The sequence below is a fragment of the Lichenicola sp. genome, from assembly GCF_965198575.1.
Taxonomy (GTDB): Bacteria; Pseudomonadota; Alphaproteobacteria; order Acetobacterales; family Acetobacteraceae; genus Lichenicola.
The window spans coordinates 2922993-2943498 of the sequence record NZ_OZ240671.1; the positions used below are offsets into that span (position 1 = coordinate 2922993).

The 20506-nt window shown below is 69.8% G+C and carries 17 protein-coding genes; 9 read left to right on the forward strand and 8 right to left on the reverse strand.

From position 1 onward, the window contains the following. Window positions 1-51 precede the first annotated feature (51 nt). On the forward strand, window positions 52-1377 hold the full coding sequence (locus tag ACOEQ2_RS13260; RefSeq protein WP_419728445.1) for an APC family permease: 1326 nt from the start codon (window positions 52-54) through the stop codon (window positions 1375-1377). A gap of 6 nt (window positions 1378-1383) precedes the next feature. On the opposite strand, the gene ACOEQ2_RS13265 is transcribed toward ACOEQ2_RS13260, so the two are convergent. Then, window positions 1384-2397, reverse strand: coding sequence for a zinc-binding alcohol dehydrogenase family protein (locus tag ACOEQ2_RS13265; protein WP_419728446.1), 1014 nt, complete (start codon window positions 2395-2397; stop codon window positions 1384-1386). Between the two features lie 99 nt (window positions 2398-2496). Beyond that, entirely contained in the window at window positions 2497-4296 is a 1800-nt protein-coding gene (locus ACOEQ2_RS13270) for a cation:proton antiporter (protein ID WP_419728447.1), read from the reverse strand. A gap of 146 nt (window positions 4297-4442) precedes the next feature. On the opposite strand from ACOEQ2_RS13270, the gene ACOEQ2_RS13275 reads away from it, so the two are divergent. The 4 genes from ACOEQ2_RS13275 to ACOEQ2_RS13290 all read left to right on the forward strand — a co-directional run bounded on the left by ACOEQ2_RS13275 (window position 4443) and on the right by ACOEQ2_RS13290 (window position 8672). Beyond that, window positions 4443-5633, forward strand: a complete 1191-nt coding sequence (locus ACOEQ2_RS13275; RefSeq protein WP_419728448.1) for a TCR/Tet family MFS transporter — start codon at window positions 4443-4445, stop codon at window positions 5631-5633. 55 nt (window positions 5634-5688) lie between these two features. After that, window positions 5689-6672: a ribokinase gene (locus ACOEQ2_RS13280; RefSeq protein WP_419728449.1), complete on the forward strand. Its 984-nt coding sequence runs from the start codon at window positions 5689-5691 to the stop codon at window positions 6670-6672. A gap of 165 nt (window positions 6673-6837) precedes the next feature. Continuing rightward, the gene (locus ACOEQ2_RS13285) at window positions 6838-7113 is read left to right on the forward strand and encodes a hypothetical protein (RefSeq protein ID WP_419728450.1); all 276 of its coding nucleotides are present in this window, start codon (window positions 6838-6840) and stop codon (window positions 7111-7113) included. 2 nt (window positions 7114-7115) lie between these two features. Continuing rightward, the gene (locus ACOEQ2_RS13290) at window positions 7116-8672 is read left to right on the forward strand and encodes a carboxylesterase/lipase family protein (RefSeq protein WP_419728451.1); all 1557 of its coding nucleotides are present in this window, start codon (window positions 7116-7118) and stop codon (window positions 8670-8672) included. 6 nt (window positions 8673-8678) lie between these two features. Here the strand turns inward: ACOEQ2_RS13290 and ACOEQ2_RS13295 are convergent, their stop codons facing one another. Further along, window positions 8679-11468: a DUF4175 domain-containing protein gene (locus ACOEQ2_RS13295; RefSeq protein ID WP_419728452.1), complete on the reverse strand. Its 2790-nt coding sequence runs from the start codon at window positions 11466-11468 to the stop codon at window positions 8679-8681. Then, a complete protein-coding gene (lysA, locus tag ACOEQ2_RS13300) occupies window positions 11465-12886 on the reverse strand; it encodes a diaminopimelate decarboxylase (RefSeq protein ID WP_419728453.1) in 1422 nt (473 codons plus the stop codon). Before lysA ends, ACOEQ2_RS13295 begins: the two co-directional genes overlap by 4 nt. Before the next feature lie 78 nt (window positions 12887-12964). Here lysA and cdd point away from each other — a divergent pair, with 78 nt between their 5' ends. Next, entirely contained in the window at window positions 12965-13453 is a 489-nt protein-coding gene (gene cdd / locus ACOEQ2_RS13305) for a cytidine deaminase (RefSeq protein ID WP_419728454.1), read from the forward strand. A gap of 11 nt (window positions 13454-13464) precedes the next feature. Here the strand turns inward: cdd and ACOEQ2_RS13310 are convergent, their stop codons facing one another. Further along, window positions 13465-16032, reverse strand: a complete 2568-nt coding sequence (locus tag ACOEQ2_RS13310; protein WP_419728455.1) for a hypothetical protein — start codon at window positions 16030-16032, stop codon at window positions 13465-13467. 191 nt (window positions 16033-16223) lie between these two features. On the opposite strand from ACOEQ2_RS13310, the gene ACOEQ2_RS13315 reads away from it, so the two are divergent. After that, window positions 16224-17045: an alpha/beta fold hydrolase gene (locus ACOEQ2_RS13315; RefSeq protein WP_419728456.1), complete on the forward strand. Its 822-nt coding sequence runs from the start codon at window positions 16224-16226 to the stop codon at window positions 17043-17045. 9 nt (window positions 17046-17054) lie between these two features. Here the strand turns inward: ACOEQ2_RS13315 and ACOEQ2_RS13320 are convergent, their stop codons facing one another. Continuing rightward, a complete protein-coding gene (locus tag ACOEQ2_RS13320; protein WP_419728457.1) occupies window positions 17055-17228 on the reverse strand; it encodes a hypothetical protein in 174 nt (57 codons plus the stop codon). 272 nt (window positions 17229-17500) lie between these two features. On the opposite strand from ACOEQ2_RS13320, the gene ACOEQ2_RS13325 reads away from it, so the two are divergent. Further along, complete coding sequence (locus tag ACOEQ2_RS13325) at window positions 17501-18262, forward strand: trypsin-like serine peptidase (RefSeq protein ID WP_419728458.1); 762 nt, start codon at window positions 17501-17503, stop codon at window positions 18260-18262. Here ACOEQ2_RS13325 and ACOEQ2_RS13330 read toward each other — a convergent pair. Then, window positions 18231-18401, reverse strand: coding sequence for a hypothetical protein (locus ACOEQ2_RS13330; protein ID WP_419728459.1), 171 nt, complete (start codon window positions 18399-18401; stop codon window positions 18231-18233). The genes ACOEQ2_RS13325 and ACOEQ2_RS13330 overlap by 32 nt on opposite strands. Further along, window positions 18392-19879 (reverse strand): argininosuccinate lyase, encoded by a 1488-nt coding sequence (gene argH / locus ACOEQ2_RS13335; protein ID WP_419728460.1) that lies wholly within the window; start codon window positions 19877-19879, stop codon window positions 18392-18394. Before argH ends, ACOEQ2_RS13330 begins: the two co-directional genes overlap by 10 nt. Before the next feature lie 63 nt (window positions 19880-19942). Here argH and ACOEQ2_RS13340 point away from each other — a divergent pair, with 63 nt between their 5' ends. Beyond that, window positions 19943-20500, forward strand: a complete 558-nt coding sequence (locus ACOEQ2_RS13340; RefSeq protein ID WP_419728461.1) for a TlpA disulfide reductase family protein — start codon at window positions 19943-19945, stop codon at window positions 20498-20500. Window positions 20501-20506: the final 6 nt, after the last annotated feature.

The window sequence follows — 20506 nt, forward strand, 5'->3', positions numbered from 1 at the left end:
GCCAGCACGAGCAGGTTGCGCTGGCGATACGAAGCCGCCAGCCTTCGCGACATGACACTCCAGCTTGAACGCGACGCCGTCTTGCGACGACATATCGGACCGGTTGCCCTGGCCGCCGCGGTCATCAACGGCGTCGTCGGCGCCGGCATCTTCACCCTGCCTGCGGCGATGGCGCGGGCGGCCGGTGCGTGGGCGCCGCTCTCCTACCTGGTGTGCGCGATCGCCATGAGCTTCGTCGTCGTGTGCTTCGCCGAGGCCGGCAGCCGATTGCCGACCAGCGGCGGCGTGTATGGAACGGTCGCCTTCGCGTTCGGTCCGGCGGCGGGTTTCGTGTGTGGCATGCTGACCTGGATGGCCAGCGTGCTGGCATGCGGCGGGATCGCCGGCGCGCTCGCCGATACCGTGGGCACCGTGCTGCCGGGGATCGCGGCGGGGCCGGGGCGGGCGCTGGTGATCATCGTCTCGATCGGCGCCATCGCGTTCGTCAACATGCGCGGTGTCCGTGAGGCGGCCTGGATGGTCACCGCCGCCACCCTGGTCAAGCTGGTGCCGCTGCTGCTGTTCGTGGCCGTCGGTGCGGTAATGGTGCTGAGCGGATCGGTCCCGCCGCCGCGGCCGATCACCGCACCGCACGTCTTCGGGCTGGCGACGGCCGTGCTCCTGGGCGTGTTCGCGTTCAGCGGCATGGAGACCCCGCTTGCAGCCAGTGGCGAGGTCGCGAACGGCAATCGCACCGTGCCGCGCGCTCTGTTCGGCGCCATGGGGTTCGTGCTGGTGCTCTACGTGGCGATCCAGCTGGTGGCGCAGTCGCTGCTGGGCGCGTCGCTCGGTGGCCAGGCGGCACCGCTGGCTGCGGCTGCGGCACGGATCGGCCCGGTGGCCCGCATGCTGCTGGTGGTGGGTGCGGCCTTGTCGATGCTGGGCTGGATCGGCAGCGACATCCTGGGCGCGCCGCGCATCCTGTTCGCCTTCGCCCGTGACGGCCTGCTGCCGCGCGTCCTCGGCCGCGCGCATCGGCGCACCCATGCGCCGGACGCGGCGATCGTGGTGCATGCGGTGATCGCGGCCGGGCTGGCGCTGTCGGGCAGCTTCACCGGCCTGGTCGTCGCCTCCACCCTCAACACCGCCGGGCTGTATTTCCTCGGATGCGGTGCCGCCTGGGTGCTGCACCGGCGTCGCATCCAGACGGTCGGCGAGCCGGTCGATTTCAGGCTGCTGCCGGTGGCGGCAGCCGGCGGCATGGTGGCGATGGCGGTACTGATCTACGTGGCGCCGCCGGCCGAGATCCTCGGATTGGTCGGCGTGCTGGCAGCCAGCATCGCCCTCTACGGGATCATGCGCGGGATCGGCGGCCGTGCACGGCCGCCGGTCGGGTAGGGTCGTTCAGAACCCTTCGAGCACGACCTTGCCGATCGTGCGGCCGCTCTCCAGCAGCGTGTGGGCGCGCTTCAGGTTGGCGGCGTTGATCGGGCCGAGAGTTTCGGTGAGCGTGGTGCGCAGGGTGCCGTCATCGACCAGGCTGGCGACCTCGTTCAGCAGCATCCCCTGCTCGGCCATGTCGGCGGTCTCGAAGATCGTGCGGGTGTACATCAGCTCCCAATGCACCGACACGCTCTTGGTCTTGAAGGCGGCGATGTCGACCACGCCCGGATCGTCGATCAGCGCGAAGCGGCCCTGCGGCGCGATCAGCTCGGCGATCTCGCCGATGTGCTGGTCGGTGTTGGTGGTCGAGAACACGAACGGCGGCGCGCCGATGCCGAGCCCGGCGACCTGCGCCGCCAGCGGCTTCGAGTGGTCGATCACGTGGTGGGCACCCATCCCGCGCACCCACTCCACCGTCTCCGGCCGGGATGCGGTTGCGATCACCACCAGGTCGGTCAGCCGCCGCGCCAGCTGGATCGCGATCGAGCCGACGCCGCCCGCCCCGCCGATGATCAGGATCGCCGGCGTGACACCAGGCACCGGCCGGCGGACATCGAGCCGGTCGAACAACGTCTCCCACGCCGTCACCGCGGTGAGCGGGATCGCGGCCGCCTCGGCGAACCCGATCGTGCTCGGCTTGCGCCCGACGATCCGCTCATCCACGAGCTGGAACTCGGAATTGCTGCCCGGCCGGCCGATCGCGCCGGCGTAGAACACGTCGTCGCCCGGCTTGAACGACAGCGCGTCCGGCCCCGCGGCCACCACGGTTCCGGCGCAGTCCCAGCCCAGCACCTTCCACTCGCCGGCCTCGGGTCCGGACCGCTTGCGGATCTTGGTGTCGACCGGGTTGACCGACACCGCCTTCACCGCGACCAGCAGGTCCCGCCCATGTGTCTCAGGGACCGGTAGCTCGATATCGACAAGCGATGCCTCGGCAGTGATCGGGCCGGGAACCTGGTAACCGACGGCGCGCATGCGTGTCTCCATATCTGCGTAGGGGAGGGTGGTCCTCCGGCCTTCAGATGCGTGCCGCCGGCACCTGCGGCAAGGGTCCCGGCAGCCATCGAGCGCGCGTCAGATCGCCGGGCGGTCGTGCCGGAACAGCTCGGTCAGCTCGTCGCTCTGGTCCTTCGCACTCTGGATCAGCTTCTTCTCGTCGTCGCGGACCGCCAGCGTGCGCACCAGGTTGAGCTCGTCGAGTTCGCGGAACGCCTCGACCGCACTCATCGCCCGCTGCGGGTTGACGCCGAGCTGCTCCAGCACCTGCTCGGTCATGCGCAGCGCCGAGTGGAAGGTTTCGCGCACCACCGGGATGTCGCGCTCCATCAGCAGGTGCGCATGCCGGCGGTTGCGCGCGCGCGCGATGATCGCGAGATCCGGGAAGGTGCGGCGGGCCACGTCGACCACCCGCAGCACGTCCTCCGGGTCGCCCAGCGCCACCACCAGCAGACGGGCGGTCTCGGCGCCGGCAGCGCGCAGCAGGTCGGGACGCCCGGGATCGCCGTAGAACACCTTGCTGCCGAAGCGGCGGACGACCTCGATCTGGGTCGGGTCCTGCTCCAGCGCGGTGTAGGCGATGCCCTGGGTGCGCAGCACGCGACCGACGATCTGACCCATCCTGCCGAAACCGCAGATGATCACCGGCGCGTCGCCCGCCTCGATGGTGTCGTACACCGGCTCGCGCCGACGCTCGAGCCGTGGCAGCAGCAACCGCTCGGAGGCCGCGAACAGGATCGGCGTGGCGGCCATCGACAGCGCGATCACCAGCGTCGCACGCTCGGCGATCCCCGCGGGCAGTGTCCCGGCAGCGACGGCGGCGGCGAACAGCACGAAGCTGAACTCGCTGCCCTGCGGCAGGGCCAGCGCGAAGCGGATCGCGGTGGGGTTGTCCTGGCCACCGATCCGCCCGAGCCCGTAGGCGATCGCCGCCTTGACCAGCAGCAGCAGCCCGACCGCCGCCAGGATGCCGCCCGGGCTGGCCACCAGCAGGTCGACACGCGCGCCCATGCCGACCGACATGAAGAAGAAACCCAGCAGCAGCCCCTCGAACGGCTGGATGTCGGCCTGCAGCTCGTGCCGGTATTCCGAGTTCGACAGCAGCACGCCGGCCAGGAACGCGCCCAGCGACATCGACAGCCCGACCTCCGAGGCGAGCCAGGCGGTGCCTGCCACGGTCAGCAGCGAGACTGCCGTGAACAGCTCGGGCGTGCGTGCGCCGCCGATCAGCCGGAACACCCGCGGCAGCAGCACCAGCCCGCCGACCAGGATCACCGCCACCGCCGCCACCGCCCGCGCGACGCTCTGCCAGGCCGGCGGATGGAACGTATGCGGGGCGCCCGACAGCCCGGTCGCGAGCAGCGGCACCAGCGCCACCAGCGGGATGAAGGAGAGGTCCTGGAACAGCAGCACCGCGAAGCTGTCGCGACCGGCGCGGCCTTCGAGCAGCTGCCGCTCGCCCAGCATCGGCAGCACGATCGCCGTCGAGGACAATGCCAGCCCGGCGCCGAGTGCCACGCAGGCAGCCCATCCGATGCCGCTCCATGCAACACCCGGCAGCATCCCGGCGGTATGGATCAGCACCGCCAGCGCGCCGGCACTCACGCCGACCTGGGTCGAGCCGAGCCCGAACACCGAGCGGCGCATCGTCCACAGCCGTGCCGGTCGCAGCTCGAGCCCGATCAGGAACAGCAGCATCACCACGCCGAGCTCCGACACCGCGGCGATCTGCGCCACGCCGGACACCAGCCCCAGCACCGACGGCCCGATCACCAGCCCGCCGATCAGGTAACCGAGCACGCTGCCGAACCCCGCCCGACGCGAAAGCGGCACCGCGAGCACGCTGGCCAGCAGCAGGGCAACGATGGTGTTCAGCATCCGGAAGCTCCCGCCTGTCGCGCGATGATGCACGGTGACCGGCCGCCCGGCCATCATTCCACTTGACGACGGCGCCGGCTCACCCGATGGGCTGCCGTGCCCGCCGGCGGTTTCGCCCGGGCTGTCGCGTGAGCCCGGGAGGCGTCATGAACCGGGCGCTCACCGTGCTCTACCTCGCCGCCCTGATCGACGCGATCGGGGTCGGGCTGATCATCCCGATCCTGCCGTCGCTGCTCCGGCGGCTGGCCGGCGGCGGCTCGACCGCGATGCATTACGGCGCCCTGGTCTCGACCTTCGCGCTGATGCAGTTCCTGTTCGCGCCGTTGCTGGGAGCCGCCAGCGACCGTTTCGGCCGCCGCCCGGTGCTGCTGCTGTCGCTGCTCGGCGGTGCCACCGACTACCTGCTGACCGGCTTCGCGCCGTCGCTGTGGCTGCTCTATGTCGCCCGCGCGATCGGCGGCATCACGGCCGCCAACATGGCAGTGATCGCCGCCACCATCGCCGACGTGACACCGGAAGGCGACCGCGCCCGCCGCTACGGCCAGCTCAACGCCGTCATGGGCATCGGCTGGATCCTCGGCCCGATCCTGGGCGGCACGCTGGGGCAGCTCTGGCTGGTGCTGCCGTTCCTGCTGGCCGCCGCGCTGAACGGGCTGAACCTGTTGCTCGCCTGGTTCATGCTGCCCGAGCCCGATCGGGTGCGCGACCGCTCGACGCCGATCCGGCTGTCGCAGATGAACGCGTTCTCGTCGTTGCGCCGGCTGCGGACCATGCCGGCGCTGCTGCCGATGATCGGCATCTTCTGCGTGATGTGCGTGGTCGGCCAGATCCCGATCTCGCTGTGGGTGCTGTACGGCCAGGCCCGATATGCCTGGACCCCCCTCGTCGTCGGGTGCTCGTTCGCCTGCTACGGCCTGCTGTTCGCGCTCAGCCAGGCGTTCCTGACCGCCCCCCTGATCCGCGGCCTCGGCGAGCGCGGCACCATCCTGCTCGGCATGATGCTGGATGCCGGCGGCTTCCTGCTGATGGGGCTGGCCGGCCGCGGCTGGATGCCGTTCGCGATCATGCCGCTGCTCGCCGGCGGCGGGGTCGGGTTGCCGGCGCTGCAGGGATCGATGTCGCGCGATGTCGGGCCTGCGCGGCAGGGCGAATTGCAGGGGACGCTGTCGAGCCTCGCCAACCTCGCCGGCATCGGCGGCCCGCTGCTGGTGACGACGCTGTTCGCCGCCACCGTGCACACCCTGCCGGGGACGGTATGGTTCGTGGGAGTTGCCGCCTACCTCGCTTGTGCCGGGCTCGCCGCCCGGGCGCTGATCCGGCGAGCCGCCGCGGATTGAGCCGCATCGGCCGGCATGCCAGAAACGAGCGCTTGCCACCGTTGGAACACTTGCCATGAGCCTCGACACGGCACCGGCCTCACCCTCCGGGCGGCGACTGATCCTGTCGCTCGGCAGCGTCAATATCGACATCATCGCCTACTCCGACGCACTGCCGCGGCCGGGCGAGACCATCCATGCCTCCCGCTATGCGATGGGCCTCGGCGGCAAGGGCGCCAACCAGGCCGCCGCCGCATCCAGGCTTGCGGGGTCGCTGGGCCTGACGGTCGAGCTGGCGGGCCGCACCGGCGACGACGCGTTCGGCGAACTGGCGCGCGGCCACCTCGCCGGCTTCGGCGTCGGGCTGGCAGCGCTCGCCAGGGATCCGGGGCAACCGACCGGCATCGCGCTGATCGGCGTCGATGCGGCAGGCGAGAACACCGTCACCGTCGTCGGCGGCGCCAACATGGCGCTCGATGCCACCGACGGTGCCGCGATCGGGCCTCTGCTCGACCAGGCCGCAGTGCTGCTGCTGCAGCTGGAAACCCCTCTGCCAGTCAGCCTGGAGGCCGCGCGCCGGGCCCGTCGTGGTGGCGCAAGCGGGGCAGGCGGTGCGCTGGTGATCCTCGATCCGGCGCCGGCTCCCCTGGACGGTTTGCCGGAGGAGGCCTGGGCGCTGATCGACCTGGTGACGCCGAACGAAACCGAGACCGAGCGGCTGGTCGGCATCCGTCCGACCGATCCCGCATCGGCCGCGGTCGCCGCCGACAGGTTGCAGGCGAAAGGCCTCACCCGGGCGATCGTCAAGCTGGGCGCGCGCGGCGTGTTCTGGCGCGACGGCCGCGAGAGCGGCTTCGTGCCGCCGTTCCAGGTGAACGCAATCGACAGCGTGGCCGCCGGCGACTGCTTCAACGGAGGCCTGGCCGTGGCCATGGCACGGGGCGACCGGTTCGGCGAAGCGGTCCGGTTCGCCGCTGCGTGCGGTGCGCTCGCCACCACGAAACGAGGCGCCGCCGAAGCAGCACCGACCCTCGACGAGGTGCTGGCGCTGCTCGGCTGAGCCTGCCGGTCGGCATGATCTGCCGGGCAGGATCGCCCCCGGGCTGGCGCCGCACCGCGCGGAAAATCACTATTTTCGGCCCTTCCATCACGTCCTGAGCTGGCCTGTCGCTTGCAGTCACCAGGCTGCTTGCAGTTCGAGCATCCCGCCGCATCGGAGTTCCTCATGGCCATAGTCTCTTCCGTCTCGCCGGTGGTCTCCATGCAGCACGCCCGCCACGCCCACTCGGTTGGTACGCACTCGGCCGCCTTTGCAAAGATGTTGAAGCCCCAGGCTCAGGCGGCAACCCAGGTTGCGTCCTCGGCGACAACAGCCACCGCCGCGGGCGGGGATGGTGTCTCGCAGGCGCTCGGCGGGCTGCAGCACGTGCTCGATCTGCTGCAGGGTTCCGGGGCGTCCGCACCGACTGCCGTGGTCGGCACGGCATCCGGCGCCGGTTGACCATGCTGCTTCGTTCGCTGGTTGCGCGCGCCCTGCTGTGGTCGTGCCTGCTGTTCGGCCCGGCCCTGCTGTTGATGCCGACCCTGGCCGGTGGCGCCCCCGCTCCGATCGCCGGCCCCACCGTGACGATCGCCGACGGGGTGCTCGCCGGCCGTGCCAGTCCGGACGGCGCGGTACAGACATTCATGGGCATTCCCTACGCCACGCCGCCGCTCGGGCCGCTGCGCTGGCGGCCACCGCAACCGGCGATCCCGTGGACCGGTGTCCGCGACGCGACGAGAGCCGGCCCGGCTTGCATGCAGGTGTCGCGACCTGGCGTCGCCGCAGTGCCGTCCGAGGACTGCCTGTCGCTGAACGTGTGGGCGCCGCACCGTCCGGGCCTGTCCACGGGTGCGCCCGGCCTGCCGGTCATGGTGTTCATCCATGGCGGCGGCTTCGTATTCGGATCCGGATCCGAGCCCGTCTATGACGGCGACCGCCTGGCCCGCCACGGCGTGGTCCTGGTCACGCTGAACTACCGGCTCGGCGTGTTCGGGTTTCTGGCGCATCCGGGCCTGACGCGCGAGGGCGGCGGGGTGTCGGGCAATTACGGACTGCTCGACCAGATCCAGGCGTTGCGCTGGGTGCAGACCAACATCGCCCGCTTCGGCGGCGATCCGAGGCGCGTCACCCTGTTCGGCGAATCTGCCGGTGGCACCTCCGTCGCCATGCTGTTGGCCTCCCCGATGACGAACGGGCTGTTCGGCCAGGCGATCCTGGAGAGCCCGGCGCTGGGCTGGCGCTTCGTGACCCTTGCCGAGGCCGAACAGACCGGTCTTGCGATCGGCTCCGACATCGCCGCCCTCCGGCGTGCCCCGGCGGCGTCGCTGCTTGCCGCCAACATCACGATCCAGAGGCTGGCCCCGAGGATGGCGCCGGTGCCGCTGCCGTTCCCGATCGTCGATGGACAGGTGCTGCCGGAACAGCCCGGTCTGCTGCTGACCGAGCCGGGCGCGCGGCGCATGCCGATCATCATCGGCGACGTGGCGGATGAGGGGCTGGGCTTTGCCGGACGCTGGGCAAGCCTGCCGCCTGCCGACTATCCGCAGCGCCTGGCGCAGCTGTTCGGCGCCAGGGCTGCCCAGGCCGCATCGATCTATCCTGCGCACGACCCGGCCTCGGTGCTGCGCGCCGGGGCGGACATCATCGGCGACGGCGTCTTCTACGAGGGTGCCCGCATGATCGGGCGGGCGGCGGCGGCGCGCGATCCGCGGACGTATCGCTACCTGTTCACCGAGCCGGTGCAGGGCCACCCGCCCACGCACGCCAATGAGATCCCCTGCGTGTTCGGCACGCTGGGCCCGGCGGCATCGGCTCCGGATCGGCAGATGGCGGAGGTCATGATGTCCGCCTGGACCCGCTTTGCCGGCACCGGCGACCCGAATGGCGGCACGCTGCCGGACTGGCCGCGCACCGGCCCGACCGACCGCTACCTCGAACTCGGCCAACCGATCCAATCAAGTGCGGGATTTCGCGCCGTGCCGCTCGACTTCATGCAGGGCGTGCTGAACGGCAGCTGACCAAGGTCAGAACGGCTTCAGCAACCGGTCCAGGTAGTCGAGTTCAGATGGCGGCCGGGTGCGGTCGCTGTCGCGGCGCCGCAGTTCCTGCTCGATCTCGCGTGACCGGCCGGTCTCGGTGGTCTCCGGCACATGGGTGTCGGACCCGTCATCCATGCCGCCATGCCCGGAGGCGAGGTGCCTGCCGAGCGGATCCCTCCCGGTATCGTTGTCCGGATTGCCAGCCGCATCCTGGTCCTGGTCGCCGCCGGGTTCGTTGCCGGTGCCGTCGCCGTTGTCGCCGCCCGGAAGCAGCGCCATGCCGGTCCCGCCGGCGCCGCCACCGCCCGACATCGCACTGCGCATCTGCTGGCCGCCCTTCTGCAGCGCGGCGAGTGCCTGCATCTGCGCTTCCGCGGCAGGCGCGTCGCGGCCGGCCGCGAGGGCATCATGCGCGCGATCCATCGCCTTCGCCGCCTCGTCGAAACCCTCGGCCTGCTTGCCGGTCAGCGACTTGAACTCGGTCGAGAGCTCGTCCAGGGCCCGTTGCAGGACATGCTGCGCATGACTGTCGGCGTGCTGGCTTGCCTGCTGTCCCGGCGGCGGAGCAGGCGCCGGTCGATCCGCGCCCGCACCCGCGCCGGAAGGAGGCTGCGAAGGACGAGATGCTGCATCCGGCCCATCATTGTCCGGCAGGCCATTATCCGGGATCCCCAGCTGGCGCATCAACTCGCGCGTGGCCGGATCCGTAGCACCGCCGTCGGGGCTGCCGGCTTGCGCCTGGTTCTCCGCATCGGCCAGCGACTGGGCCTTCGCAGCTGCGTCCGCCTGCGCCTGACGCGACTGTGCATGGTCGAGAAGCGCGCTTTGTCGTTGCACCAGGTCCTGGACGGCCTCCATCTGCTCCTTCGCCTGCTGCTGCGCCGCTGCCTGCTGGCGGGCGCTCTGCAGATCCTCCGGTGTCGCTGCCCGCATGTGATCGAGCATCGCCTGCATCCGGGAGAGCATCTGCATCGCATCCTGCGGATGGCCGTTGGCAGCCGCATCGCGCATCTGCTGCAGCATGCGCGCCAGGTCCTGGCCACTCAGCAGCTTCTGGTCGGGCATCTGCGGCATCGCGGTGTGATCGCGTTGCGCCTGCGCCGCAAGCGCCTGCATCCGGCGCCCGATGGCCGCAGTCAGCGCGTCGATCTTGCGGCGCAACTCGGACTGTTCGGCATCCGACTGCCCCTTGGCGCCAAGCTGACGCATGTGCTCGAGCTGGGCGGACAGGCTTTCCTGGGCTGCACGCACGTCGAGCGCCGCCCGCGCTCCGGCGCGGTCGTTATGCAGCCCGTCCTCGAGCGCCAGCGCCAGCTGCCACAGCCGGTCGGTCGCCTCATCGCGCGTGTCGGGCCCGACCGCGACAGGCACGCGCAGCAGCGCAGCGTCGGCTGACAGGTTCAGGAACAGGCTGCTGTCATGCGCAAACTCGCCCGGCGTATCGCCCAGCGCCTGCAGATCGTCGGCAGCCTCTGCCGGAAGCTCGCGGCCGAGTGCCAGCCGCTTGCGTACATCCAGTACAGCGCGCGCCAGCGGGTTGCGGAACGGCCGCGCGGGCAGGGTGAAGCGTGCTTCGGGACTGCGGCCGGTCTGCCCGGCGGCATCCGTGGCGATCAGGCGGCCGATCACCGCCTCGCCGGCCCAGGGGTCGGCCGACAGATCGGGCAACGCCACGCCGTGCGTGGAGCCGTGGCCGGACAGTGCGCCGTCGGGCAGCGGGATCGGCACCCGCACGACCCGCTGCGTCGCATCCCCATCGGGCGAGGCCAGCCTGAGCTCGGCGGCCAGGCTGTTCACGCCATAGCGGTGGGTCATCGACCAGGGCAGCCGCGTGTGCCACGGCTCGTTGGGCGCCGGCCCCGGAGGCGAGGTCCAGCTCACCACCGGCGCCACGATCGGCTGCGCGGTCACGGTCCAGTCCGCCAGCCGGTATCCGGCACCGCTGACGCGGATCGTGGTGTTGCCCGAAAGCACCTGCCCGAGGGTCCAGCTGGTCCCGGAAAGGCGCGTAGCGCGCGGGTGGTCGATGCCGCCGATCCGGATGTCGGGCTGGCCCGCGAGCCCGGTCAGGCTGAGCATCAACTTCGAGCCGGCTGGCACCTCGTATCGACCCTGCGGATCGGTGAGGAAGATCGGTGCGCCGCCCGCATAGTCCGGCGGCGTGATCCAGGCCTGGAGAGCCGGCCGTGGGCCCAGCGGCAGTTCCAGCCCTGGCCAGAATCCGCTGGCGACCCGCAACGGCGCGTCCCGGCCGGCCAGCAACAGCGCCACCAGCAGAAGCGCCAGCAGCGGCAACGCAAGGTGGTAGCGATCATGTCGGCGCAGGCCGAGTCGGGGCCAGCCGGCTCCCAGGTTGTGGAGGGCCGCACCAGTCCGGACCAGATGCGCCTGCCAGATCAGGCTGGTGGCGTCGGCCGGCACACCGTGGAAGGCTGGCCGGTCGGCAAGCGCGAGCAGGGGATGATGCGGCAACCTCGACGCCTGCTCGATGCGGCGGTCCAGCCGCGGTGTCGTCGGGGCATGCAGGCGGCGCAGGCGACGGTCGAGCATCCGGACGATGGCGGCAGCGACGCAGAGCAGCAACAGGCCGTGCAGCCAGCCTGGCAGCCGCTGCGGCAGGGTCATCAGGGAGACGATCACCAGGACCACGACCACGGCCAGCGCAGGTAGCACCGCCGGCCAGATCTGCTCGATCCAGAGCACACGGGCAGCGTTACGGCGCGCCCGCTGCAGCAGCGGGAGATGCCCGGTCGGACCCGAGGTGATGTCGCTCATGTCGTTTTCGGGGTGGTTCGAGCGGGGTGGACCTCGCCCGGATACCCGGGGCGGGACCGATCGGCTTCGAGCCAATCCGGCACGACCTCGCCGGCCCAGAGCTGCTCGACCGGCTGCCTGGCTCGGATGGTGGTCCAGCGGGCGCCATCCACAAGCGCCTGCGCGGCCAGCGGCCTGGCGTTATAGGTGGAGCTCATCACCGCACCGTAGGCGCCGGTGTCGAGGATCGCCACCCGGGCGCCGGCCTGCAATGCCGGCATCGGTCGGTCGCGTGCGAAGGTGTCGCCGGTCTCGCAAACCGGCCCGACCAGATGAGCGGCGCTGGCGGGCCCGATCGCGTCGCGTGGCGATAGCGGCACCACGCCGTGCCAGGCCTCGTACAGGCTCGGCCGCAACAGGTCGTTCATCGCCGCATCCAGCACCACGAAAGGAGCCGAGCCTGCCGCACCCTGCTTGACCAGAAGCACCCGTGACAGCAGCACGCCGGCGGGTGCCACCAACCAACGGCCGGGCTCGACCACCAGCTCCAGCCCGAGTCCGCCAAGCGTCTCGCGGATCGCGTGGGCCAGTGCGCGTGGTGAACCCTCGCTCTCGTTGCGGTATCCGATGCCCAGGCCGCCACCGCAATCCACCAGCGAGACCCGGCACCCGGACGCGCGAACCTCACGCACGAGGTCGGCGACGCGGCCATAGGCAGCCCGGAACGGCGCCGGGTCGATGATCTGGCTGCCGATATGAACGGCGAAACCGACCGCATCGATGCCGGGCAGCCTGGTGGCCCGGGCATAGAGCGCCGCCGCCTCTCCCCAGGCGATGCCGAACTTGTTGTCGGCAAGGCCGGTGGTGATCTTGGCGTGTGTTCCGGCGTCGATGTCGGGATTGACCCGCAGCGCGACCCGGGCGGGCCTGCCGCAAGCCACCGAAAGGCTCGAGAGCCGCTCGAGCTCCTCCCGGCTTTCGACGTTGATCTGGCTGATCGACAGCGACAGCGCCAGGCCGAGCTCGTCATCGGACTTGCCGACACCGGAAAACACGATCCGCGACGGCAGGATCCCTGCCGCGATGGCGCGGCGCAACTCGCCCGCACTGACCACATCCGCGCCGGCACCCTCCGCACCGAGGATACGCAATATGACGAGGTGGTCGTTCGCCTTGACTGCGTAATGGATCCGGGCCCCCAGGCCTGCATCGTCGAGCGCGCTCCGCAGCCGGTGATAACGTGCCCTGAGGGTGGCAGCCCCGGTCACCCAGACCGGGGTTCCGAGTGCGGCCGCGATGCTGTCGAGCGGCACCTGCTCCAGCATCAGGCCGTCGATCGCATGCATGCGCAAATGGGGCCGCGCCGCCAGCAGCTCGGCCACGGTGGGATCCGTCCCGAAAGCGGGGGAGGCGTGTGTCAGGGCAGACCGGACCGGCATCAGGTAAGAGAGTAGAGAGGAGCCGGCTGCTCTCCAAGTCCCGGTCGGCCTTCCTCTCTCCAGTGCTCGGCCGCAGTGGTGCCGAACCGGTGCGGCGCCTACCCTGCAACGGATACGACCGGAAGCCACGCGATGACGGATGCGATGATCGAGGCGGCGCTGGCAGCGCGTGGGAAGGCATACGCGCGCTATTCGGGCTTCCAGGTTGGCGCGTCGATACGATGCGAGCAGGGGCTGATCCATGCCGGCTGCAACGTGGAGAACGCGGCCTATCCGCAGGGGACCTGTGCCGAGGCGGCGGCGATCTCGGCGATGATCCTGGCCGGGAGCCGCTGCGTCCAGGCGGTGGTCATTGCCGGCAGCGGCTCCGGACCGTGCACGCCGTGCGGGGGTTGCCGTCAGAAGCTTCGGGAGTTTGCCCTTCCGGATGTCGGCATCCGCATGGTCGATCGGTCCGGCCGGGTGCTCCTCGTGCGCAGCCTCGGCGAGCTGCTGCCGGACTCGTTCGGCCCGGACTCGCTCAGCACGGACTCGCTCGGCCCGGACCTGCTCGGGCCCCGCGGTTGATGGTCGACTGATCATGGTGCCAGGGCGTGCCCCAGTGGGGCCGCTTCACGGGCTGCAGATTTGCCACGCCGGGTTGCTCGGGCTTGGCTCGGAACGACCACCGCGGTTGTCACCGGAACCGTGAGCATGTTCGCCAGCAACCCGCGCAAGCCCTGGTGCCAGTGCTCCCAGCTGGGCCGGTGCGTCTGGTCGAGCGGAGCGCTGCGGGCCCTGCGTGCGGGTCGGTTGCCGCACGCGATGACGGCGGCGCTCATTGCCTCAAGGTCGAGATAGTCGACCTCGAGCAGCCGGGGCCGTGCGGTGGCCTTGCCTGAGGCCGTGGCCGTTTCGAGAAGTCCTGCCGTGCAGCCACGAAACCCGACTATCGTCAGCCCGGCGAGCTGTGCCTGGATGCCGCCGGTGCCGGTGACGTCCTCGCGCGATGTCAGCAGGAACAGGTCAGCGGCCGCGATGAGGTCGGCCGCATCGGGCTGCAGTCCGAGTAGGCGGATCCGGTCGGACAGGCCCAGGCGGTCGATGTCGGTCTGGCAGAGGAGGGCGAATAGCGGATCCTCGGCGGCTCCGATCCACAGGAAGAACGCCTGCTGCAAGGCGCTGGCGGGTGGGCCCTGATCTGCACCATGGGCAATCACCCGGCTTGCGACGCGAATGAAAAGGTCGGTGCCGTCGCGAAAACCGACGCTGCCACTTCCGAGCACGATGAGCGCGTCTGGCGGCAGTCCCATTTGCCGGCGGAGCGCCAGCCTGGCTTCGCGGGTATCGAGGGCCGCGGGTTCCGGCACGCCGTCCACGAGAACGACGACATGCTTGTTCTGGAGTTTGTAGCGACCGACCAGTGCCTCCCGGGCAGCCGTGGAGGATGTCACGATGCGGGACGCCGCGGCGGCCAGGATCCGCATCGACGCGTCACCCCCTAGCAGGCTGTCGATCAGCAGCGGTGGTTCGTGCAGCCACGCGATAAGCTCAAGCCCGAGGCTTTTGGCTACCGCGGCTGTCTCCGGCATGCCGGCGCTGTTGAGGATCACGATGCGAGGCGACGGAAGGTCGCGGAAAGAGTACAGGATCTCGACCAGCAGGTCGGTGTCAGCCGACCCTCCGGATGCGCCAGACAGGATTATTGTCGACGCCAGGCCTGCGAACGCCGACGTGAGCGGCCCGTCGCGACGGATGACCACGCGGCACTGCAGTTCGGGATCGGTCACCAGGCAATGCAACGCCCTGAGCGCGCTGATGCACGCCTCGGTGTGCGATGCCTCCTGCACGATGAGCAGTACGGATGTGCGGGCCGCCGCGTCCTCCTGGCCCGTCGGGTCCGACAGCTGCAGTCGGCCAGGATCGAGCGGCCCGATCCAAGGGTGGCGATCGATCGGCACCGGCCGCGGTGACAGCCGCGCGGCACGCCCGGCCGCCAGGTAGTGGCTGAGCGGCGGGACACCGGCTCGGGCGGCGATGGCGCAGGTTGGGTGGCAGGCCATGTAGTAGGCCGCATCGAATTCCATGCAGAGCGGCGAGAGGTGGGTCGCCGGCGTCCGCAGGAAATGCGCGAGCGGCCCGGCACTCTCGCCCCGCACGGCGGGATTGCGCACCTGATAGATCGGTGCAGGAAAGAACGGGTTCGGGTCGCGGCCCTCTGTGATGCCGTGTCGGATATAATGCTCGAACGGTGTTGTTCCGCTCTCGACGACGTCCGGATTCTGGCTGCGATAGAACCAGGTATCGAACAGCGGATGCGGATCGCGGTTCTCGTGCAGGCCGAACTCGAGGAAATGCAGGAACGGGTCGATCCCGCTATCGGCGAGGTCGGGATGCTGGCGCAGGTAGTGGCGCGCGTCGAACAGGGGGTGCGGCGAACGCTCCAGCCCGCAATCATTGACGGCGCAGTGCAGCAGCGCGTCCTGCAACAGGATGCCATCCCCAGAACTGGCCGCGTAATGCTCGGGGTCGAACAGCCAGTGGGTTCGGGTCTGCTCGCGGTGGCCGTGCCGCAGGTAATGGGCGAGCGGATCGACGCCTGCGGCCTCGATGTCGGGGCGCGTCTCGAGATAGGTGGCGACATCGAACAGCGGATGCGGCTGCAGCTTCTCCTGCCAGCCACGGAGCACGTAGTGGATGAGCGGGTGCAGGGTCTGTTCGCTGCGCTGCTGGCGACGGCGGTAGTAGGCCGGGTCGAACAGCCGGTTGGGGCGGCGATGTTCCCGTCGTCCGGCGCCCAGCATGTGGGTCAGCGGGTTGGTATGCGGCGGCAGCGGCGGCGACTGGGCGATATAGAACCCGGTTTCGACCAGCGGATGCGGATCGAGGCCGGCCCGGATGCCGACAGTCAGGTAATGCAGGAACAGGAACTCACGGTCAGGCGGAGCGGCCTGCTGGAGCAGGTAGAACTCGGGATCGAAGAGGGCGCACGGAGACCGGCCCTCGGCCAGCCCGGCCGTGAGGAAGTGGTCGAGGGGATCGATCCCGCACCGGGCGACGTCCTGGTTCCTGGACAGGTAGAAATCGCGGTCGAACAGCAGGCGGATCGCATAAAGCGCCGCACGGTCCGGAACCGTCGCCGGTGCGGCCGTCGTGGCGAAGTCCATGCCAGCCAGACCCGTCGTGGGTGAAGCTCGACGTGATCGCACGCTGCTGGTCGCCGTATTCGCTGTCATCACTTCGCCCCCGATCGGCCGAAACTGGGCTGACGCGGGTTAAGGCGAGGTTAACGCCGGTGGCGGCGCGGAACCGGCGTGGATGCCTATCCGTTCGACGGTGAACGGCAGGAGCACACACCATGGCATTCTTCAAAACACCAGACGGCGTCGAGCTGTTCTACAAGGATTGGGGCTCGGGAAAGCCTGTCGTGTTCATCCATGGCTGGCCGCTCAACGCCGACATGTGGGAATACCAGATGGTCCCGATGGCTCGGAAAGGCCTGCGCACGATTGCGTATGACCGCCGCGGCTTCGGCCGGTCCGACCAGCCGGGAGGCGTCTATGACTACGACGTGCTCGCGGATGACCTGCACGCCTTGATCGAGACGCTCGACCTGCACGACGTCACCCTGGTCGGTTTTTCGATGGGTGGTGGCGAGGTCGCGCGTTACCTCTCGCGGCATGGCAGCGCGCGCATCGCCCGTATGGTGCTGCTGTCGGCGGTGACGCCGTTCCTCGTCAAGACGCCGGACAACCCTGACGGCGTCGATCGCAACATTTTCGACCAGATGGTGGAACAGCTCTCCCAGGATCGGCCGCATTTTCTGGCGGGTCTGGGGAAGAAGCTCTATGGCGCCGGCCTGCTGAACTTCAGCGTGTCGTCAGAGCTGCTTCAATGGACCGGCACTCTCGCGCTCCAGGGCTCGCCGCTCGCAACCATCGACTGCGTCCGGCTGTTCTCCGAGACCGATTTTCGGGCTGACATGCGGGCATTCGACAAGCCGACGCTGGTCATCCACGGCACCTCGGACACGACCGTGCCGTCGGAAGCATCCGGCCAGCGATCGGTCGCTGCCATCCCCGGATCGCGCTTCATCGAGTATGACGGCGCACCGCACGGCTTGTTCTATACGGAACATGCCCGGGTGACTGCTGATCTGCTCGCCTTCATCGGAGCCTGATGAGCGCACTCAGCGGGTCGGTGTCAGCAGCACCGCCTCGTTGATCCGCCAGCTCTGGCCGTCCGCCACGAGCTGGTCGATCAGGACCGGATCCTCGAGGAACTGGCCTTCCTTGTAAGGCCCGAAGGCGTGCACCACGATGACGCCCACCCGGGGCTCACGTGCGGGTTTGAAGTTCGACATCGAAAGCGGACCCTTCACTGACATCGTCCGGAAACATGCGGCGGTATAGCCGTTTCTTGGCGACGTCCGATAAAGGCGCCCTCCCACTCGAACCCGACATGTCGCACAACGCTCGCGCGGCAATTCGATCCAGGGTGAGGCAAGCGCATTCGCGTGAGAACGGCTGGTCGGTTCGTATCACCGGAAGCTCCTCTCCTTGCGCGTCGTAACGGTGCCGGCAGTTTGTGGCGCATCCATGGCGCCGGCTGTTGTTGCCAGGAGCCGGAGAAGGAATGGTTAAATTCTTCAATTCTCTTGTGGCACTCGCGACACTGTGTTCCCTGCCGCTCTGTTACAACGTCGCATCGACCTTGCCGCTGCGTCCGGGTGTCGGTCCGCTCGATCGCCGCGTGCCGGTGGATGTGGGGTCGGCGCCCTGGAGCAGCCTCGTGCGGGTCCAGACCGAACTCGGCGAGCGCTGCACCGGGTTCCTGGTGTCACCGCAGGTCGTGGTGACCGCAGCGCACTGCCTGTATCTTCCGCATGTCCGGCGCTTCATCCAGCCCTTCTCGGTGCATGTGCTGCGCGCCTATCGAGCCGGCAGCTACGCCGCACATGCCCGCGTGGTCAGCTTCACGGTGCCTCCGGCCTACCGCCCGCTCGACGAGAACGGGACCGCCGGCGCCGATCGCGCAGTGCTGGTGCTCGACCATCGACTGCTGACGGAGCAGGAGGCGCTGCCGGTGGCGCCGATGCCGCACGACTTTCCTGCCCCGGTCCTGCTTGGCGGCTATGGCCAGGACCGTGACGAGGTGGCCATCGCCGATCCGGGCTGCAGGCTGCTCGGCATGAGCGCGGACGGCGATGGACGGCCGTTGCTGGTGCATGACTGCGACGCCACCCGCGGCACGAGCGGCGCACCGCTGCTCTGGCGACGCGCCGATGGAAGATGGGCGGCGATCGGCATCCAGATCGAGGCGGCTGCCGGCGCCGGTGGCCGGGCGGTGCCTCTGGAGGAGCCGGCTACTGCGTCGGGTAGGTCCGCGGATAGGTGATCTTGTCGCCGGGGCCGGGTGCTTCCGGCGAGCCTTTCTTGCCGCAGGCGGCAACGCCCAGCAGCAGGAGCGCGCAAAATCCGAGCCGCGCGATCCGTCCGATCGCGACCGGAGTGGCGGATGGGGTGGTCAAGTGCATGCGGTGGCTCCGGTCTGATTCTGCAACCGCTCGATCCAGCGCGCCGCCTGTGCCGCGACGTTCGCCGGGGCGGTGCCGCCTTCGCTGGTGCGTGACGCGATCGACGCATCGACCGTCAGCACCGCGACCATGTCGGCCGTGATGCCGGGATGCTCGGCCTGCATCGTCTCGAGTGGCAGGTCGGCCAGCTCCACGCCGAGCGCCTCGGCACGTCCGACGAGGCGGCCGGTGACGTGATGCGCATCGCGGAAGGGCAGCTTCAGCACCCGCACCAGCCAGTCGGCGAGGTCGGTCGCGGTCGAATAGCCTGAGCCGGCCAGGGCCCGCATCCGGTCGGTCCGCGCCACCAGGTCACGCACCATGCCGTCCATCGCTGCCAGGCAGAGCGCTGCCGCGTCGGTCGCCTGGAACACCGGTTCCTTGTCCTCCTGCATGTCCTTGGCATAGGCCAGCGGCAGCCCCTTCATCACCGTGAGCAGCCCGACCAGGGCGCCGACGATGCGGCCGGTTTTTGCGCGCGTCAGCTCGGCGGCGTCGGGATTGCGCTTCTGCGGCATGATCGAGGAGCCGGTCGTGAAGGCGTCGGACAGCCGGATGAAGCCGAACGGCGCCGAGCACCAGGTGACGATCTCCTCGGCGAGGCGGGACAGATGCACCGACAGGATCGACAGCGCCGACAGGTACTCCAGCGCGAAATCGCGATCCGACACGGCGTCGAGCGAGTTCTGCGTCGGCCGGTCGAAGCCGAGCAGGGACGCGGTGAGGCTGCGGTCGATCGGGAACGACGTGCCGGCCAGCGCTGCCGAGCCGAGCGGGCATTCGTTCAGGCGGCGGCGGGTATCGGCGAGGCGGCCGCGATCGCGGGCCAGCATCTCGACATAGGCCAGCAGGTGATGGCCGAAGGTCACCGGTTGGGCGGTCTGCAGGTGGGTGAAGCCGGGCATCGGGTCGGCAGCGTGCTCCTGCGCGCGCGCCGCCAGGCTCAGCATGAGGGCGGCGACCTGCGCGTCGATGCCGTCGATCGCGTCGCGCACCCAGAGGCGGAAGTCGGTGGCGACCTGGTCGTTGCGGCTGCGCGCGGTGTGCAGTCGCTTGCCGGCCTCGCCGATGCGCTCGGACAGGCGCGCCTCGATGTTCATGTGGATGTCCTCGAGGGCGGTCTCGAAGACGAAGCGGCCGGCCTCGATCTCGGCGCCGATCGCGTCCAGTCCGTCCCGGATTGCGGCCGCATCGACGGCATCCAGGATGCCGGCTTGCTCCAGCATCCGGGCATGCGCCTTGGAGCCGCGGAGGTCCTGCCGCCAGAGCCGCTGGTCGAAGCCGATCGAGGCGTTGATCTCCTGCATGATGGCGGCGGGGCCGGCGGCGAAACGTCCGCCCCATTGCGCGTTGGCCACGGCTGGAGCACCCGCCGGGGCTGCAACCGCCTCGACCTGTCGCGGAGGCTGGCCGAGCGCACCGTCTTCTTCTAAAGGCATCCGATGTCCAGGATCATGCGCACAACCCTTCGCCGCAGCGTTCTCGCGGCCGCCGGGACCCTAATGGCCGGCGCAGTCGCGCGCAAATACCTGATCGGGCACGCGGATGCCGATCAGGCCGCTCAGCAGCCAGGTGCCGAACAACCCGCTCCGTCGGGGCCACCGGTGCAGCCGCTCAGCGTGATCAAGTCGCACGCGCCCACCGTGCTGCCGGCGATCAGCTTCATGAGCGCGGATGGCGGCGCCCACACGCTGGAGCAGTATCGCGGCCACGGCGTCGTGCTGAACCTCTGGGCGACCTGGTGTGTGCCCTGCGTGTCGGAGATGCCGGCGCTCGACGCGCTTGCCCGCACCCTGGCGCCAGCGGGCATCCAGGTCCTGACCGTGTCGCTCGATCGTGGTGGCGCGGATGCGGTGCGGCCGTTCTACGCGGCACACGGGATCCATACCCTGCCGATGCTGCTGGACCCGCACAGCACGATCCTGGCCGCGCTTGGGCTGGACGGCATCCCCACCACGCTGCTGGTGAATGCCGGCGGCATGGAGGTGGCGCGCCTGCAGGGTCCGGTCGACTGGGCCTCACCGGAGGCGGCGGCGCTGATCGGCCACCTCCTCGGCTGAGCCACG